Below are 16374 nucleotides of genomic sequence, written 5' to 3'. Positions count from 1 at the left end.
TGATGGCCATCACCGCCCTTGGCTACATGGTCGTCGGCTCCGACCGCCCGGATGACTGGGACGGGTTCGCGACGCGGCTGCTCGGCATGCAGCGCGTGGACCGGGGCGGTGGCCTGCGTGCCTTCCGCATGGATGACCGGCGGCAGCGACTGATCGTCGCGAATACCGGCAGTCCCGCGGTGATCGGCTGGGAAGTTGCCGATGCCACGGCGCTCGATGCCCTGGCAGCGCGGTTGGAGGCTGCGGGCACGCCCGTCACACGCGGCTCGCGGCGCCTTGCTGACGAACGCCAGGTCACCGAGCTGATCGCCTTCCAGGACCCCCAGGGGACAGCGCTGGAGGTTTTTTGGGGGCCAGCCCTGGCCGATACGCCCTTCATGCCGGGCCGGCCGATCACCGGCTTCCGGACCGGGCCGCTGGGGATGGGGCATGCCGTGCTGCATGTCGCGGATGCCGAGGCGCTGCTGCCCTTCTACCGCGACATCCTGGGCTTCGGGGTGACGGATTGGTCGCGCACACCCTACCCGCTCTACTTCTTCCACGTGAACGGGCGGCACCACAGCTTCGCCATGGTGGGCTCCGGCCGGTCCGGGCTGCATCACTTCATGGTCGAGCTCGGCAGCCTCGACGATGTCGGCCAGGGCCATGATCTGGCGGCGCTGGAGGAGGGGCGGCTGGCCTATACCCTCGGCCGCCACACCAACGACCACATGACCTCCTTCTACGCCAACAGCCCCTCCGGCTTTTTCGTCGAATATGGCTGGGGCGCCCGCGTCATCGACCCTGCGACCTGGGCGCCGCACGAAACCCATGACGGGCCGAGCCTCTGGGGCCATGAGCGGCTGCATCTGCCGCCCGAGGCGCGGGCCCGGATGCGCGCATTGGCCGTGGAGGCCGCGGCGCGCGGCGTGCGCGCCCCGGACCCAATGCCTGGCCCCTGGCCCAATACCGGCTGCGCCTGGGCCGATGCGGTCATCCTGCAGGAATAGCGCCGTGCGGCCCTGACCCTATCCCGGCGAACCGGCCGGAACCAAAGGAGGAAACAAAGTGAGCCCACGCAAGCTTCTTGCCACGGTCGCGCTCGGCCTGGCCTGTCTTCACCCCGCCCTGGCGCAGGAGGCCTATCCCTCCCGCCCCATCCAGGTGATCAACCCCTACCCGCCCGGCGGCGCCACGGATCTGATGACCCGCGCCATGGCCTCGGTGCTGGCGCAGCGGCTCGGCCAGCCGGTGGTGGTGGTGAACCGCGATGGCGCGGCCGGCGCGGTCGGCACCGCGGTGGCGGCGCGCGCCACGCCGGATGGCTATACCCTGGCCTTCGTGCCGGCGCTGGTGCTGTCGGTGCTGCCGGTGACACAGCCGAACTCCGGGCTGCACTCGGACTCCCTGGTGCCGGTCTGCCAGATGTTCTCGAACGGCCAGGCGATCGCGGTGCGCCAGGACTCGCGCTTCCATTCCCTGGCCGATGTCGTCGCCGCCGCCAAAGCCGCGCCGGGCAGCCTCACCTATGGCACGCTCGGCATCGCCTCCATCCCGCATCTGGCCATGCTGCAATGGTCGCGCGCGGCCGAGGTGGCCATCACCCATGTGCCCTATCGCGGCGATGCCGCGGTGATGACGGATGTGCTGGGCGGCAGGCTCGATCTGGCGGCCATCGTGCTCGCCTCCGCCTCCGGCCGCAGCGACATGCGGTTGCTGGCGGTGTTCGACACCACGCGCAACCCGGCCTTTCCGGATGTGCCCACGGCGATCGAACAGGGTTTTGATGTCGCCCCCACCAGCTTCGGCGGGTTGATGGCGCCCAAGGGCACGCCGGCGGATCGCATCGCGCTGCTGGAGGCGGCCTGTGCCGTCGCGGCCGAGGATGAGGTCTATCGCGCCGCCATACGGCGGGCGTTGCAGCCCGCAATCTACCATACGGGCGCAGAGGCCTTCGGCCGCCGCCTGGCCGCCGATATCGCGCAGAAGGCTGTTCTGCTGCGCAGCATCAACCCGACGGAATAGCCCGCCCGGCCGGCTGCCGCGGCCAAGCACGCCCGACGAGATCCCGCACAAATTCAATGAGGGCCTTGGTCTGCCCAAGCGCGAGGCGCTCGGGCAGTTGCAGCGAGGGCTGCAATACCTGCGTGCTGTGGAACGTGAGTCCCGAAGACCGGATGCGACCCGAGGGCTGGGTCGCGCAGGCCTTGCAACTGTGCTTCGCCGAGACGCATGCGCTGATGGTGCTGCATGACCTGCCGGCCGGAGCGGTAGGCAATCTCGACCGATTTTTCGTACCCTTGCGGTCCGATCGAACGCGGGCGGATCACCTGCGCCATCGAGCCCCATGTCACGGAAGCCGCCGCGTAACGCCCGGCGTCAGAGTCCCACCCGCTCAAGCCGAGGCCCGGTCTTCGGCACATGCGAGCCGGGCGGCGTACGGCCCTCCAGCGGGAAGGCCGGATCATTGTAGCCGGGGGTCGAGGGGTGCCCGGCCGGGACCAGCCCATCCACCAGCGCCTCATCCTCCGCGGTGAAGCGGTAGGCCAGGGCGCCGACATACTCCTCCCACTGCGCCTCGGTCCGTGGCCCGGCGATGGGGGCGGTGATGATGCCGTTGTTCAGCACCCAGGCCACGGCGAATTGCCCGGCGGTGATGCCCCGCGCCTCGGCATGCTCGCGGAGGGTCTGCGCGATCGCGAGGCTTTCCGGCCGCCACTCCGTTTCCATGATCCGCCGGTCCGAGCGGCCGGCGCGCGAATCGCTCGGTGGCGGCGCCTGTGTCGCGTATTTCCCGGTCAGCACCCCCCGCGCGAGCGGGCTGTAGGGCACCACGCCAAGGCCGAAATACTCGCAGGCCGGCAGATGTTCCACCTCCGGCATCCGGTTGAGCGCGTTGTAGTAAGGCTGGCTGACCACGGGCCGCCCGATCCCCGCCGCATCGCTGAGGCGGCAGATTTCCCCGACCCGCCAGGCGCGGTGATTCGACAGCCCGAAATAGCGGATCTTCCCCGCCTTCAGCAGATCGGCCATGGCGGCGACGGTTTCCGCCAAGGGCGTCGCGTGGTCCTCCTTGTGCAGATAGAGGATATCGACCGTCTCGGTGCCCAGGCGGCGCAGACTGTCGTCCACCGCCATCTGGATGTGCCGCCGCGACAACCCGCGGTCGTTCGGCCCTGGCCCCACCGCATTGGCGAGCTTGGTCGCCAGGACCCATTCCGACCTGCGCCCGCGGATGGCGCGGCCGACGACCTCCTCCGACCGGCCGGCGCTATAGGCATTGGCGGTGTCGATGAAGTTGATGCCCTGCTCGCGGGCGCGATCGACGATGCGCGCCGATGTCGGCTCATCGGTCGCGCCGCCGAACATCATGGTGCCGAGGCAGAGCGGCGAGACCTTCAGCCCGCTGCGGCCAAGATTGCGATACTCCATAAGGATCCCCCCGATGCCTGTCGTTATTCCGCCCCGGGTTTGGCACCGAAGGCGATGAAGGCCGCATCCACGATGCGGTCGATGAACTCATCCGTCACAGGCTCACCCGACACGACCTTGCGGTAGTAGAGCGGGCCGTAGATCGCATCGAGGAAGACGTCCGGATCCGTCCCCGCCGCGATCTCGCCCGCGCGCGTCGCCTGTTGCAGCAGCATCCGGGTCTGCGCGCGCCGGGGCCGCGCGATCTGTTCCGAATAGGATTGTGCCAGCGCGGGATCGGTCTGCTTTGCCCCGATCAGCGCCAGGATCGCCTGGCCCTGCGGGCTGTTGAGCAAACGGATGGTCGCCTTGAGCTGACGCCGGAACCGCTCGCGGAAACCGCCCATGCCGGCCTCGTCGGCAATCGGCGTCATCCGCGCTGAAACGCAGTCCAGCGCCACCGCCGCCCGGTTGGGCCACCAGCGGTAGAGCGAGGTCTTCGCCACCCCGGCCCGTGCCGCAACCGCCTCCACGGTGACGGCCTGGAACCCGCCTTCGGACAGCAACTCCTCGGTGGCGGCCAGGATCCGCTCCCGCACCTCCGGACTGCGCGGCCGGCCGCGGCGGGGGGCGGCGGCCGGCGCTGTGTCCTTGATCCGCATGAAAGGCCCTCCGAAGTCCGGGCCCCTCTTTGTCGATCCCTCCATGGGAATCAAGGCGCGTTCACGGCGGCACCCCGCCTACTCCAGCCGGGCGCCCGAGACACGGACCAGTTCCTCCCAGACCGGCACCGAGCGCTCGATGTAGCTGGTGAAGGCCGCGGGCGAGGCATCGGTGATCGGCGTGAAGCCCAGCGGCTGCAGCCGCGCCTCGTAATCCGGCTGCTTCGCCGCCTGCACCGTCGCATTGTAGAGCTTGGTCGCGACCTCGGGCGGGAGCCCGGCGGGGCCGTCGATGGAGTACCAGAACTCCATATCCATGCCCGAACCAGGCAGCAGCTCGCCCATGCTGGGCACGGTTTCGAGCCCGGGCACGAAGGTCACGCGCTTGTCGCTGCCCACCGCCAAGGCGCGGAGACGCCCCTCGCGCACATGCGGGATCAGCGCGGGAATGCCGTCGAACATCATGTTGACGGTGCCCCCGATCAGGTCGTTCAGCCCCGGCGTCAATCCGCGATAGGGCACATGGGTGATCTCCACCCCGGCCGATTGCATCAGCTTCGCCAGGCTCAGATGGCTGATCGTGCCCTGGCCGGAGGAGGCCATGGTGATCCGGCCCGGATTCGCCTTCGCCGCGGCGATGAGTTCACCGAAGGTCTGCCAGGGCTCGCGGGCGTTGACGACCAGCAGGGTCGTGCCGATCGAGACGCGGCTCAGATGGGTGAAATCGGTGATGGGGTGGAAGGGGATGCGGCCGCCATAGAGCGCCTTGTTGGCGCAGAAGATCGTCGCGCCACCAAGGAAGGTCGTGTAGCCATCAGGCTCGGAACGGGCGACCACCTCGGCCGCGATGTTGCCGCCGGCGCCGGGGCGGTTGTCCACTACCACCGGCTGGCCGAGGATCGCCGACATGCGTTCCCCTATCAGCCGGGCGGTGATGTCGGCGGCGCCGCCAGGGGTGAAGGGCACCACCAGCCGGATGGCTCGGGAGGGGAAGGTGTCCGCCCAAGCCGGCCGCAGCAACGCCGGCGCCGCGAGCGCGCCGAGCAGCAGTCCGCGTCGTCCGATTCCGGACTGCGATGTGTCGAACAAAGTCCTGGTCATCGTCTTATCTCCCTTTTCTTGTTTATGTCCTGTGCGTCCCTGGATCAGCAGGCGCTTGCGAACGCCTTCTCCGCGGCCTTGACGCCGCTGCCCTGGGCCAGCGCCATCAGCTCCGCCGCCCGCGGCAGCGTCTCCAACTGGCTGATCCGCTCCAGCAGACGGGTAACCCCGGCCGCGCCGATGACCGGATCGCCCAGCAGATGCGCCTTGGCCGCGGCCTCCTCGGGCGTCATCGGATTGGCGATGGAGCCCTTGGGGTGGTCCACCTGGGACGAGAAGCTGGCGCCATCCGCCGTCTCGACGGTCATGAGGCAGGAGACGCCGCGCGGCAGGCTGTCGTCCGGCACCACGGTCACCATCTCCGAAAGGCGCAGGATGGCCTCGTCGTGCACCTTCTCCTCGGTGTATTGCGGCAGCAGGGCGGCGCCCTCGCGCAGCGCCACGCCCACGGAGTAGTTCATGCTCACCTGCGCCTCGTGATGCGTCGCGGGGCGCGGGATCTGGTGGTAATGCGCCCAGGCAGAATGCCGCCGGATGGTGATGCTGCGGATGCCATCGACACGATCCGCGCCGATCTGCTTGCGGATGTCGAGCGCGCAATCGATCCCGTTATGGATCGGGCGCGCGCAGGAATAGGCCTTGTACTCGATGTGGATCGGGAATTCGGTGCCGAGCCCGCGCAGCAGCGCCTCCGCGTCGTAATGGTCGCTGAAGGCCCGGCAGAAGCCGCGTGGCCCGTCCAGGATGGTCGCCGCGCCGGTGAAGCCAAGCTGCGCCATCACCGCGGCGGTGACGCCGTTGCGCGCCGCCGGGCCGGGGTTGAAGCGCTTCTGCATGGAGGGCCCGTACATCTCCATCAGCCCCGAGGCCTGCGCCCCGGCGAGGCCGAGGGCGGAGGTCATCGTCGCCTCATCCAGCCGCAGCAGCACCCCCGCCGCGACCGCGGCACCGAAGGCGCCCACGGTCGGCGTGGTGTGATAGCCGCGATCACGCAGCGAGGGGTTGGTGGCATCGCTCAGCCGCGCCATGGCCTCGCAGCCCGCGACGACGGCGGTCAGCAGTTCCGCGCCGGTCGAGCCTGCGCGTTCCGCCACCGCCACCGCCGCCGCGACGACCGGCGGGCTGAAATGGAACAGCGCAAGAATATCCACGTCGTCCAGCTCGACGCTGTGGGAGGCGATGGCGTTGGCGAAGGCGGCATGCACCGCCGGCACGCGCGCGCCGCCGCCATTCACGATGCAGGCTTCCTCGCGCCCGCCGGTCTCGGTCGCGAAGCGCCGCGCGATGGCGCCGCTGTCGGCGCGCGACCCCGCGAGCGCCACGGCGAACCAATCGGCGATCAGTGCCTTGGCATCGGCCAAATGCCTAGCCGGAATCTGGTCGATGGAAAGCTTGGAAAAATGCCGTGCGAGGGTGACGGCGGCGGGCTCGGACATGCGTATTCCTCCAGAAATCAGTGCGTGGTCAGGCGATGGGATCGACATCGAGCCGCACGGCGATGCCGTGCAGTTCCGGCGAGACGGCGGGGTAGCGGCGCATCACCTCGGGGTCGTGGCCCGGCACGATGTGCGCGTCGGAGGGCGCGAGGGCGCGCAACGCCTCGAAGCCCTCCAGCATCTCGCCGACATGGAAGGCGGTCGGGAAAGGGCGGCCCGTTTCCATGTTCTCATAGAAATGCGTGACGTCGGAGGCGATCACCACCGGCCCCCGCCGCGTATTGACCCGCACGCATTGCAGCCCCGCGGAATGCCCCCCCATCCGGTGCAGGGAGACACCGGGCGCGATTACCGCATCGCCATTGTGGAAGCAGACGCGGCCCGCAAAATTCAGCCGCACCATGCCGCAGACATCCTCGACCTCGAAGGAATGCGCGAGGCGCGGGAAGCGCATGTAGCGGCCGGTCGCATACTGCATTTCCGGTTCCTGCAGATGGAAGCGGGCGGCGGGGAAGCGGTCGAAATTCCCGACATGGTCGTAGTGCAGATGCGTCAGCACCACCTCCTGCACCGTGGCCGGATCGACGCCGATCAGCGACAGGCTCTCGACCGGGCAGCGCAGGAAGGTGCGGCCACGCTTGGCCGAGGTTTCCGCATTGAAGCCGGTGTCGATGACGAAGCTGCCGTTGGCGCCGACCGCGGCCCAGAGGAAGTAATCCATCGGCATCGGCGCATCATGCGGATCGCCGCCGATAAAGTGATCTTTCCGCTTCGCGTCCCGCATCGCATAGCGGATCGCGTAAAGCTCGTAGGTGTCGTCCATCGCTGCCCCTGTCATGGCACGGCCAAAGCGGCGGCGTGGGTGCGGGCCTTCGGATGCCGCTCAACGGCCAGCGCCGTCATCCAGGCATCGCGGATGCCATCGAGAAAATCGCTCGGTCGGTTGCAATCGCCGACCAGTACGTAGTCGACGCCGGCCTGCTCCAGCACCGGCAGCACATCGCGGTTCGGCACCGGTCCCACGGCATGGATGACCACATCGCCCGCCGGCATGTTCCAGCGCCGCTCCCCGCTGCGGAGCATCACCTGGTCACCGACAAAGCCCTCGACGAAGGTACCGGTCAGAGTCTTCATGCCGCCGCGTTCCAGCCGCTCCAGCAGGTCGAAGCGGTTGTTGCGGGCCATGCCGGTGGCCACGGTCGGCAGGGCCTCGATGAGGGTGACGTGGCAGCCGGCCTCGCCCACCAGAAGATCCGCCGTCTCCAACCCGACGAGGCCGCCGCCGATGATGGTGACGTGGCTGCCGCGCGGGATGCGGGAGGGCTCGCGGATCACCTCCCAGGCATGCAGCGTTGGGCAGGGCGCCGAGTCCAGGATCGGCAGGTGCCGCGCGCGGGCGCCGGTCGCGACGATCGCGAGGTCCGGGGCGAAATCGCGGATGCGGGCCGGTGTGGCCTCCACCCCGAAGCGGACGGGAACGCCCAATGTTTCCAGCTGCGGCCAGCGATAGCTCCAGATGCCGGCGACATCGGCCTTGTCCGGGCCGGCGATGGCCAGCGGCAACTGCCCGCCCGCCACATCCGCCTTCTCCCAGACCTCCACGACATGGCCGCGCGCCGCGGCGACGCGCGCCGCCTCCACGCCTGCAACGCCCGCGCCGAGCACCAGCACGCGGCGGCGCTGCGCCTCGGGCAGCCGATCGGCGAGCTGCGGCTCCGCCAGCTCCAGCCCTTCGAATTCGGTGCCGACCAGCGGATTGGCGACGCAGGCGACATCCTGCTCCAACGTCAGGCGTTCGAAGCAGACATTGCAGGAAATGCACTTCTTGATCGGCGTCGCGATCCGGCCAAAGGCCTTGCGCGTCCAATAGGGGTCCGCGACCAGGGCGCGGCACACCGCGACGTAGTGCGCGCTGCCCGCCTGCAACACGCCCTCGGCATCCTCGGGGTCGATGATGCGCCCGGCCATGATGACGGGAATGCCCAGCGCCTCGGTGATCGGCCGCGCATAGGGCTCCAGGAAGCGCCGGGGAAAGGACGGCGGCTGGATGCAGTAGCGCGACAGCGCCGGGCTCTCGTTCGAGCCGCCCGAAAGGTCGATGGCGATCACACCCGCACGTTCCAGCGCCTGGGCCAGGGCGATGATCTCCGCCTCGCTGTAGCCGCCCTCGACATATTCCGTGGCGCTGATGCGGATCATCAGCGGCAGCTCCGGGATTTCCGAACGAATCAGCGCCACCGTTTCCAGCAGCAGACGCATCCGATTTTCGAGCGAACCGCCATAGGCGTCGTCGCGCCGATTGATGCGTGCCGTGAAGAATTGCTGGAACAGATAGCCATTCGCCGCATGCAGCTCGACCGCGTCATAGCCCGCGGCCCAGGCCCGCCGCGCCGAGGTCAGGAAATCCTCCTGGATCGCGCGGATTTCCGCGACGGAGAGGCCACGGACCGGCTCGCCTGTCGCCGGGTTGATGCCATCCGATGGCCCCACCGGCTCCATGCCCAGCACCGACCGGCGCAGCAGCCCGCCACGATGGTTCAGCTGTGCCACGGCCAGCGCGCCGCCGTCATGGATCGCATCCACCACCGCCGCGAGGCCGGGGATGAATTTGTCATGGTGGATGCAGAGCGAGTTGCGGTGGTTGCGCGCATTCGCGGCGACGACCATCGCCTCGGTGATGATCATCGCGGCACCGCCCTGCGCCCGCAGCGCGTAGTAGAGCTTGTCGCGTTCGGTCGAGAAGCCGTCACCCGTCCCGTAATTGGTCCCCATCGGGCCCATGATGATGCGGTTGCGCAGCGCCAGCGGCCCCATCATCCCCGGCTGTGCTATGAGCATCGATGCGGCGCTCATTCCGCGGCCTGCGGCAGGCGGTCGGCGGTGAAGACATAGCCTTCCATGATCAGCCGCGCGGTGCGGCCGAGTGTGGCGCGCTGCACGCTGAACTCCGGCCCATTGCCACCCAAAACCTTGACCTCGGTGACGATCACGCCGGCCGGATGGCCGATGCGGCACTCGGCCTGCTCGTTGGGCACGGGGCGCGCGGCCTCATGCACCAGCGTGCCGGGGATGCGGCTGGCGACGCCGGTGCAGACGGTGCTGGTGCCGGCATAGGTCTTGTGGGTGCGCTGCATGAACATCAGCCGCGCCAACACATCCATCTCCTCGGCCGGCACCTCGGTGCCATGCAGGAAGTCGCGATACCCGGCCGGGGCCGCCATCATGCCGAGGATCGGCACCGCCGGCGTCTCCGACCGCGCCGCGGCGGGTGAGGTCGCCAGGCCCAGCCGATGCGCGGCGGCGCCACGGATGCGTTCCAGCCGGTCCAGCAGATCGGCATTGCCGTCGATCTCGGCCGGCGTCTCCCGCCCCGTCAGCCCGACATCGGCGGCGCGGATGAAGACATGCGGATTGCCGATATCGACCAGGCTCACCTGGATGCTGCCGATGCCCTCGACCTCCAGCACATCCATCGGCTGGCCGGTCGGCAGCAGCGCCCCGGTGGTCCCGCCCGCCGTGGCGGCGAAATCCACCAGGATGCGGGCGCCGGTGCCGGGCACGCCGGGGACGGCGAAGGTGCCCTCCTCGACCGGCTGGCCGTCCTCGACCGGCACCTCGATCCGCAGCACGCGCTTGAGGTTGGTGTTCCAGGCCAGGACCGTGGTGATCGGCGAGCGCGGCTCCACCATGCCCTCCCGCACCGCGAAGGCGCCGACGGCGGAGCTGATGTTGCCGCAGAGGCTCAGGTAGTCGATCCCCGGCTCGTCGATCTCCACCTGGCCGAAGGTGTAGGTGAGGTGCGTGCCCGCGGCCTCGGGGATATCGACCCGCGGCGGCCCGATGACGGCGAGCTTGCTGGTCAGCGGATCGGCGCCGCCGAGCCCGTCGATCTGCCGCTTGTCGGGCGAGCCGAAGATGCCGAGGATCAGCGCATCGCGCGCCGCCGCATCCCTCGGCAGATCGGCTTCCTTCAAGAATACCGCCTTGCTGGTACCGCCGCGCATCATCACGCATCGCGTCTGCCGGGCCATGCTGCTCCTCCTGGGCTGCCGGGTTCCTCCCGGCGCTTTCCCGGTATTAAACATACGCTACGTAGCGTTGCAATATGGATTTGCGCAGATCTGAACCTCGCCCGTCGCCGCGTAACCTTTGACCATCCCGGGCGTAGTAGGTCCGAGCGGGCGGAGTTGAGGATGGCGGAGGCGTCGCCCTCCCGCATCGGCATTCACTTCGCGTGCCGCATCCCCAATTATGGGCCACGGCGGCGCCTCCAGGCCCCTGGCGCCGCGCACGAGGATCCAGAGGGTTCCGCCATGCCCGACCAGACACTGCCGCGTTCCGACCCCGCCCAGGCTGAACGCCGCCCGCCCCGGGATGCGGTCGCCCGCTTCCAGAGCCCCTCGCCCGGTCGCAGCATCGGACAACTCGCGGGCAATGCCGTGGCCTACGTCGCCCTGCTTGGCCTGATGTATGCGTCCGTCACGGTGTCCTTCTGGCTGACGCTGGCGCTTGCCATCCCGACCGCGGGCTTCGTCGTGCGGCTGTTCATCATCCAGCATGATTGCGGCCATGCGTCCTACTTCCGCTCCCGCTGGGCCAATGCCGTGACCGGTTGGCTATGCAGCCTGGCCACCTACACACCCTATGCCAGCTGGCGGCGCCAGCACGCGGGGCACCACGCCGTCTGGAACAATCTGGACCAGCGCCATGCGGGGGCGGACATCTATTCGAGTTGCCTGACGCTGCGCGAATACCAGGCCATGACGCCTCGCGGCCGATGGCGTTACCGGCTGGCGCGGCATCCCGTGGTGGCGCAGTTGCTGCTGCCGCCGATCGTGTTCCTCGTGCTCTACCGCCTGCCGTTCGACATGCCGCGCAGCTGGCGGAAGGAGCGGCGCAGCGTGCAGGCCACCAACCTTGCCCTCGGGGCCATGCTCGCTGTGCTCGCCCTCACGCTTGGCCTGGGGCCGGTGCTGCTGGTGCAACTGCCGATCATGGTCCTCGCCTCGATCATCGGCGTCTGGCTGTTCACGGTGCAGCACCGGTTCGAGGAGTCGCAATGGGCGCGCCAGGCCGAATGGACCCATGCCGGCGCGTCAATGCATGGCAGCTCCTGCCTGAGGCTGCCGCGGCTGCTGCAATGGTTCACCGGGAACATCGGCTTCCACCACGTCCACCATCTGCTGCCCCGCGTGCCGAACTACCACCTGGAGGCCTGCCACGACGCCATGCCGACCTTGGCGGAGAGCGTGACGACGCTCACCCTGCGCGAGGCCTTGCGCGCGCCCAGCTACGCTTTGTGGGATGAGGAGCACGGCCGGATGGTGCGCTTTCCCGAATTGGCGCCGTCGCCCTCGCCGTGAGGCTCCGCGGCGGGGCCTGTGTTGCAGCCCGGCACCTGTGCCCCTTCAGCCCCGCCCCGCGCCCGGCTACCCTCGCCCCGGTGAGAATGACCCTCGACCAGCTCCGCGTTTTCGTCGCCGTCGCCGAGCGCCAGCATGTGACGCGCGCGGCCGAGGCGCTGCACATCGCGCAATCCGCCGCCAGCGCAGCGGTGGCCGCACTTGAGGCCGGCCATGGCATCAAGCTGTTCCACCGGGTCGGCCGCGGCATCGAGCTGACCGACGCCGGGCAGCGCTTCCTGGGCGAGGCCCAGGCGGTTCTGGCCCGCGCCGATGCCGCCGAGCTGACCCTGGCCGAACTCGGCGGGCTGGTGCGCGGCGTGCTGTCGGTCCAGGCCAGCCAGACCATCGCCGGCTATTGGCTGCCCCGCCATCTGGTCGCCTTCCGCCGCGCCCATCCCGGCATCGAGATCCGGCTGGCCATCGGCAATACCGCGCAGGTCGCCGCCGCGGTGCATGAGGGGCGGGCGGAACTCGGCTTCGTCGAGGGCGCGGTGGAGGATGGCCAGCTCCGCAGCACGACGGTCGCCACCGACCAGCTCGTGCTGGTGGTCGCCCCGGACCACCCTTGGGCGAGCACCGCCGGGCTCACGCTGGCCCGGGCCGCCGAGCAGGGCGAGTGGGTCCTGCGGGAGCCTGGCTCCGGCACTCGCTCGGCGTTCGAGGCGGCGCTGGCCGCGGCCGGTGTCCCGCCGGGCGGCCTGCAAGTGGCGCTGGAACTGCCCTCCAACGAAGCGGTGCGCGCCGCGGTCGAGGCGGGCATGGGGGCGACGGCGATCTCCGCCTCCGTCGCCGTGCCGAGCCTGGAGGCCGGGCTGTTGCGGCAGGTGAAGCTGGCCCTGCCCGAACGTGCCTTCCACGTGCTGCGGCACCACGAGCGCAGCCCGAGCCGGGCCGCCACGGCGCTGCTCGCGCTGATCGCCGCCGCCTGATCAGGCGACGCCGAGCAGCCGGATCAGCCCCAAAGCGATCGCGCCCAAGGCCAGCAGCGAGAGGCTGACCGCGGCACTCACCCGCCCCCCGGCGCGGGCCACCGTCCGCACATCCACGCCAAGCCCGAGGGCGGCCATCGAGATGACCGTCAAGGCGCTCGCCGCGCCGGCGAGCGGGGCCAGCACCGGCTGCGGGATCAGCCCGAGCGAACGCAGCAGGCTCATGGCGAGGAAACCCAGGATGAACCACGGCACCAACCGATGCAGCGTCGGCCGGTCGCCGGCGGTGACATGCGGCGCCGCCGCGCCGGGGGCCTCGCGCAGCCGCGGCGTCAGCAGCGACAGCACCAGCACCACGGGCCCCAGCATCAGCACCCGCACCAGCTTCACCAGCGTGCCGACCTGGACTGCCAGCACGCCCAGGGGCGCGGTCGCCGCCAGCACCTGCGGCACCGCATAGACGGTCAGCCCGGCCAGCACGCCGAATTGCGTGCCGGACAGCCCCAGCAGCGGCACCAGCAGCGGCAGGCCGAGCACCGCCGCCACCCCCAGCACCGCGGTAAAGGCGATCGAGGCGGCGACCTCATCGCCATCGGCGCCGATCACCGGGGCCACCGCGGCGATCGCGGAATTGCCGCAGATGGCATTGCCGCAGGCGACCAGGATCGCCATCCGGCGCGGCAGGCCCAGCAGCCGGCAAAGCCCATAGCCGCCGAGCACCGCCACCACGACAAAGCCGGTGATCCCGAGCAGCAGCGCCGGCCCGACCGCCAGGATCGTCGCCGCGCTGACCGAGGCACCGAGCAACACCACCGCCAGCTCCAACAGGAATTTGGCGCTGAAGGCGATGCCGGGATGCCAGTGGGCGCCGGGGGTCCAGGCGGTGCGCAGCGCGGCGCCGAGCAGGATCGCCAGCACCAGCGGCTCCAGCCAGGCGCGGCCGAAGACCCAGGTCTCGGCATGCTCCAGCCCCACGGCCGCGACGGTGACGGCGAGGCAGAGCAACAGGCCAGGCAACAGACGCGCCGGACCGCCAGGCCGGGCCGCGAGGGGCAGGATCTGGGCTTGGGTCGCGGCGGACATGGCGGGGCTCCTGGGCTATCGCCCCCAGCTAGGCGCCTTCCAATCATCACTCCATTGGTTATTTTTGATAGATTTAATCTGTAATTCAGATTGATTCTCGGCGATCAGCGCCGCTTCGGGGCCAGATCGGTTGCTTGGCGCAGCGCCTCGACCAGCGAGCCCTCGTCGGCGATGCCCTTGCCGGCGATGTCGAAGGCGGTGCCGTGATCGACCGAGGTCCGCACCACCGGCAGGCCGATAGTGATGTTCACCCCCGCCTCCAGCCCCATCACCTTGACCGGCCCGTGGCCCTGGTCGTGGTACATCGCCACCACGAGGTCGAAATCGCCCCGCGCGGCGCGGAAGAACAGCGTGTCGGCCGGCAGCGGCCCCTCGACCTTCCAGCCCTTGGCCTGGCAGGCGCGCACGGCGGGGATGATCTTCTCCTCCTCCTCACCCTGGCCGAACAGCCCATTCTCCCCCGCATGCGGGTTGATGCCGCAGACGCCGATGCGCGGCTCGGCGATGCCCGACTTCACCAGCGTGGCGCGGCCGCGCGCGATGACGCGCTCGACCAGCGCCGGCTCGATCTTCCGGATCGCATCCATCAGCCCGATATGCGTGGTGACGTGGATCACGCGCAGCTTCGGCGCGACCAGCATCATCGAGACCTCGGGCGTGCCGGTCAGATGCGCCAGCAATTCGGTATGGCCCGGGTATTTGTGGCCGGCGGAATGCAGCGCCTCCTTGCTCAGCGGTGCGGTGCAGATGGCATCGGCGGCCCCGGATTCGACCAGCCGCGTCGCGCGCTCGATGTAGCGATAGGCGGCCTCGCCCGAGACCGGGGACAGGGTGCCGAAGGGGTGCCCCGCCGGGATCAGCCCCAGGTCGATGCACTCGGCGGTGCCGGCGGCGTAGAGCGCCTCCGCCGGCGTCTCCCGCACCACGACGTTGAGGGATGAGCCGACCAGCGCCCCCGCCTCGCGCAGCCGTCCCGCATCGCCGATCACCAGCGGCCGGCACATCGCCAGCACATCGGCGCGGGCGAGCGCCTTCATGATGATCTCGGGTCCGATGCCGGAGGCGTCACCCATGGTGATGGCGATCACCGGGCGGGTATCGGGGGGGACGTTCATGCAGGGCTCTCCGAAATCGGCAGGCGGCGCAGATGGGCCAGGCAGCGCGACAGGGTTCCGGCATCGCCGAACCCGCCCGCCTTGGTGATGATGGGCAGCGCCCGCGTAGCATGGGCGAGGCCGAGCGGCACGCCCGGCTCGATCTCGGCCAGCATGCGGATGCCGGCAATGCCGAAGGCGTCGCAGACCGCCCGCGCGGTCTCCCCGCCCGTCACCACCAGGGCGCCGGCCAAGGATGAGGCGGGCGCGAGCAGGAGGCCAAGCCGGTCGGCCAGCAGCGCGCCGGCCGCCGGCGTCGTACCGGGATCGGCCTGGATCGCGACCAGCACATCGCGGCCGGCGGCCAGCGCCGCCACGGCCGCCGCGGCCTGGGCGCGCCAGTCCGGCCCCCGCGGGCCGCCCCGCAGCGTCGCGGGCGCGATGGTCAGGGTCAGCAGCCCCGGGTCGTCGGCCAGCAGCGCGACGCCGGCGCGCGAGGCTTCGGCCAGGCTGCCGACCACGGTCAGAATGCCACCGGCGGCACGCGACGGCGCCATGGCGCCGTCCGACACGGCCCCAGCCAGCGCCCGCGCCAGCCCGGCCGAGCCCACCCAGAGCAGCGCGCGCGCAAGCGGCCGCCCCGCGCGGACGATGCGGGCCAGATCCTCCTCCAGGACCGCATCGCAGACCACCGCATCGGTGCCATCGGCGAGCGCGTCATGCAGCAGCCGGGCCAGCGCCCCGGCCCCGTCGCGCACGAGGCCGAGCGGCGCATGGCGGGTCCGTAGCCCCTCCCCCGCCAGCACCGCGCAGAGGTCGGCAGTGGGGTAGCTGTGTTCCCGTGCCCAGAGCGGACTCACCTCCAGCGGCTGCCCATTCAGGTGGATGCACCCCGCCACGGTCGTGCGTCCCAGCGCGGGAAAGGCTGCCGCCACCACGGCCAGCGCGCGGTGCCCCTGCCCGCGCAGCGCGTGCAGCACCCCCGCCAACTCCGCCGCCGGATGGCCGCGCAGGGTGGAATCGATCTTCTTGAACAGCGCGCTGCGCCCGCCGCCATGCGCCCGCAGCAGCGCCGCATGGCGGGCCGCGGCCTCCGCCCCCGTCAGGCGCCGGCTATCGGCATCGAACGACAGCACCGCATCCTCCGGCGCGGCGGCGCCCCAGGCGACCGAGGCGGCCCAGCCGGCGCGCGCGAAGGCGATGGCGGTATCGGCGGCGCCGGTCAGATCATCGGCCAGGATCAGCCAGCGCTCCGGCACAAACACTATCCTTCA

14 protein-coding genes are annotated in these 16374 nt (G+C 70.2%); 4 read left to right on the top strand and 10 right to left on the bottom strand.

The window, feature by feature from the left end; translation table 11 throughout:
• The first annotated feature begins 2 nt into the window (after positions 1–2).
• Together C8P66_RS06855 and C8P66_RS06850 are read left to right on the top strand one after the other, a co-directional pair.
• Positions 3–989, top strand: coding sequence for a VOC family protein (locus tag C8P66_RS06855; RefSeq protein ID WP_111397476.1), 987 nt, complete (start codon positions 3–5; stop codon positions 987–989).
• 58 nt (positions 990–1047) lie between these two features.
• Positions 1048–2004, top strand: coding sequence for a Bug family tripartite tricarboxylate transporter substrate binding protein (locus C8P66_RS06850; protein ID WP_111397474.1), 957 nt, complete (start codon positions 1048–1050; stop codon positions 2002–2004).
• Between the two features lie 354 nt (positions 2005–2358).
• On the opposite strand, the gene C8P66_RS06845 is transcribed toward C8P66_RS06850, so the two are convergent.
• From C8P66_RS06845 to C8P66_RS06815, 7 genes are all read right to left on the bottom strand, one after another.
• Positions 2359–3411 carry an aldo/keto reductase gene (locus C8P66_RS06845; RefSeq protein ID WP_111397473.1) on the bottom strand — a complete coding sequence of 351 codons (1053 nt, stop codon included), beginning with the start codon at positions 3409–3411 and terminating at the stop codon, positions 2359–2361.
• 23 nt (positions 3412–3434) lie between these two features.
• Positions 3435–4052, bottom strand: a complete 618-nt coding sequence (locus C8P66_RS06840; RefSeq protein WP_158537125.1) for a TetR/AcrR family transcriptional regulator — start codon at positions 4050–4052, stop codon at positions 3435–3437.
• Between the two features lie 78 nt (positions 4053–4130).
• Complete coding sequence (locus tag C8P66_RS06835) at positions 4131–5153, bottom strand: Bug family tripartite tricarboxylate transporter substrate binding protein (RefSeq protein ID WP_111397470.1); 1023 nt, start codon at positions 5151–5153, stop codon at positions 4131–4133.
• A gap of 44 nt (positions 5154–5197) precedes the next feature.
• Complete coding sequence (locus C8P66_RS06830; protein ID WP_158537124.1) at positions 5198–6589, bottom strand: MmgE/PrpD family protein; 1392 nt, start codon at positions 6587–6589, stop codon at positions 5198–5200.
• Positions 6590–6617: 28 nt separating this feature from the next.
• Entirely contained in the window at positions 6618–7412 is a 795-nt protein-coding gene (locus C8P66_RS06825; RefSeq protein WP_211314059.1) for an N-acyl homoserine lactonase family protein, read from the bottom strand.
• 11 nt (positions 7413–7423) lie between these two features.
• Positions 7424–9442, bottom strand: coding sequence for an oxidoreductase (locus C8P66_RS06820; RefSeq protein WP_111397466.1), 2019 nt, complete (start codon positions 9440–9442; stop codon positions 7424–7426).
• Complete coding sequence (locus C8P66_RS06815; protein WP_111397464.1) at positions 9439–10620, bottom strand: 2-methylaconitate cis-trans isomerase PrpF family protein; 1182 nt, start codon at positions 10618–10620, stop codon at positions 9439–9441. Before C8P66_RS06815 ends, C8P66_RS06820 begins: the two co-directional genes overlap by 4 nt.
• A 282-nt stretch (positions 10621–10902) precedes the next feature.
• On the opposite strand from C8P66_RS06815, the gene C8P66_RS06810 reads away from it, so the two are divergent.
• Both C8P66_RS06810 and C8P66_RS06805 read left to right on the top strand, forming a co-directional pair.
• Positions 10903–11952: a fatty acid desaturase family protein gene (locus C8P66_RS06810; protein WP_111397568.1), complete on the top strand. Its 1050-nt coding sequence runs from the start codon at positions 10903–10905 to the stop codon at positions 11950–11952.
• Between the two features lie 86 nt (positions 11953–12038).
• On the top strand, positions 12039–12923 hold the full coding sequence (locus C8P66_RS06805) for a LysR substrate-binding domain-containing protein (protein WP_111397462.1): 885 nt from the start codon (positions 12039–12041) through the stop codon (positions 12921–12923).
• On the opposite strand, the gene C8P66_RS06800 is transcribed toward C8P66_RS06805, so the two are convergent.
• The 3 genes from C8P66_RS06800 to C8P66_RS06790 form a co-directional block, all read right to left on the bottom strand.
• Entirely contained in the window at positions 12924–14006 is a 1083-nt protein-coding gene (locus C8P66_RS06800; protein WP_111397460.1) for a YeiH family protein, read from the bottom strand.
• Between the two features lie 104 nt (positions 14007–14110).
• Positions 14111–15121 carry a 4-hydroxythreonine-4-phosphate dehydrogenase PdxA gene (pdxA, locus tag C8P66_RS06795; RefSeq protein ID WP_111397459.1) on the bottom strand — a complete coding sequence of 337 codons (1011 nt, stop codon included), beginning with the start codon at positions 15119–15121 and terminating at the stop codon, positions 14111–14113.
• Positions 15118–16359, bottom strand: a complete 1242-nt coding sequence (locus C8P66_RS06790; RefSeq protein WP_111397567.1) for a four-carbon acid sugar kinase family protein — start codon at positions 16357–16359, stop codon at positions 15118–15120. The genes pdxA and C8P66_RS06790 overlap by 4 nt, the downstream gene beginning before the upstream one ends.
• Positions 16360–16374: the final 15 nt, after the last annotated feature.

Source organism: Humitalea rosea (genome assembly GCF_003253705.1).
Lineage (GTDB): Bacteria > Pseudomonadota > Alphaproteobacteria > Acetobacterales > Acetobacteraceae > Humitalea > Humitalea rosea.
This window is presented reverse-complemented; position numbering and strand designations above follow the sequence as displayed.

What these genes read in the sequence shown, in the direction of transcription:
- C8P66_RS06815 (WP_111397464.1), bottom strand. Translation starts at nt 10,620, where the DNA reads ATGGCCCGGCAGACGCGATGCGTGATGATGCGCGGCGGTACCAGCAAG.
- C8P66_RS06835 (WP_111397470.1), bottom strand. Translation starts at nt 5,153, where the DNA reads ATGACCAGGACTTTGTTCGACACATCGCAGTCCGGAATCGGACGACGC.
- pdxA (WP_111397459.1), bottom strand. Translation starts at nt 15,121, where the DNA reads ATGAACGTCCCCCCCGATACCCGCCCGGTGATCGCCATCACCATGGGT.
- C8P66_RS06840 (WP_158537125.1), bottom strand. Translation starts at nt 4,052, where the DNA reads ATGCGGATCAAGGACACAGCGCCGGCCGCCGCCCCCCGCCGCGGCCGG.
- C8P66_RS06845 (WP_111397473.1), bottom strand. Translation starts at nt 3,411, where the DNA reads ATGGAGTATCGCAATCTTGGCCGCAGCGGGCTGAAGGTCTCGCCGCTC.
- C8P66_RS06825 (WP_211314059.1), bottom strand. Translation starts at nt 7,412, where the DNA reads ATGGACGACACCTACGAGCTTTACGCGATCCGCTATGCGATGCGGGAC.
- C8P66_RS06800 (WP_111397460.1), bottom strand. Translation starts at nt 14,006, where the DNA reads ATGTCCGCCGCGACCCAAGCCCAGATCCTGCCCCTCGCGGCCCGGCCT.
- C8P66_RS06855 (WP_111397476.1), top strand. Translation starts at nt 3, where the DNA reads ATGGCCATCACCGCCCTTGGCTACATGGTCGTCGGCTCCGACCGCCCG.
- C8P66_RS06805 (WP_111397462.1), top strand. Translation starts at nt 12,039, where the DNA reads ATGACCCTCGACCAGCTCCGCGTTTTCGTCGCCGTCGCCGAGCGCCAG.
- C8P66_RS06810 (WP_111397568.1), top strand. Translation starts at nt 10,903, where the DNA reads ATGCCCGACCAGACACTGCCGCGTTCCGACCCCGCCCAGGCTGAACGC.
- C8P66_RS06830 (WP_158537124.1), bottom strand. Translation starts at nt 6,589, where the DNA reads ATGTCCGAGCCCGCCGCCGTCACCCTCGCACGGCATTTTTCCAAGCTT.
- C8P66_RS06820 (WP_111397466.1), bottom strand. Translation starts at nt 9,442, where the DNA reads ATGAGCGCCGCATCGATGCTCATAGCACAGCCGGGGATGATGGGGCCG.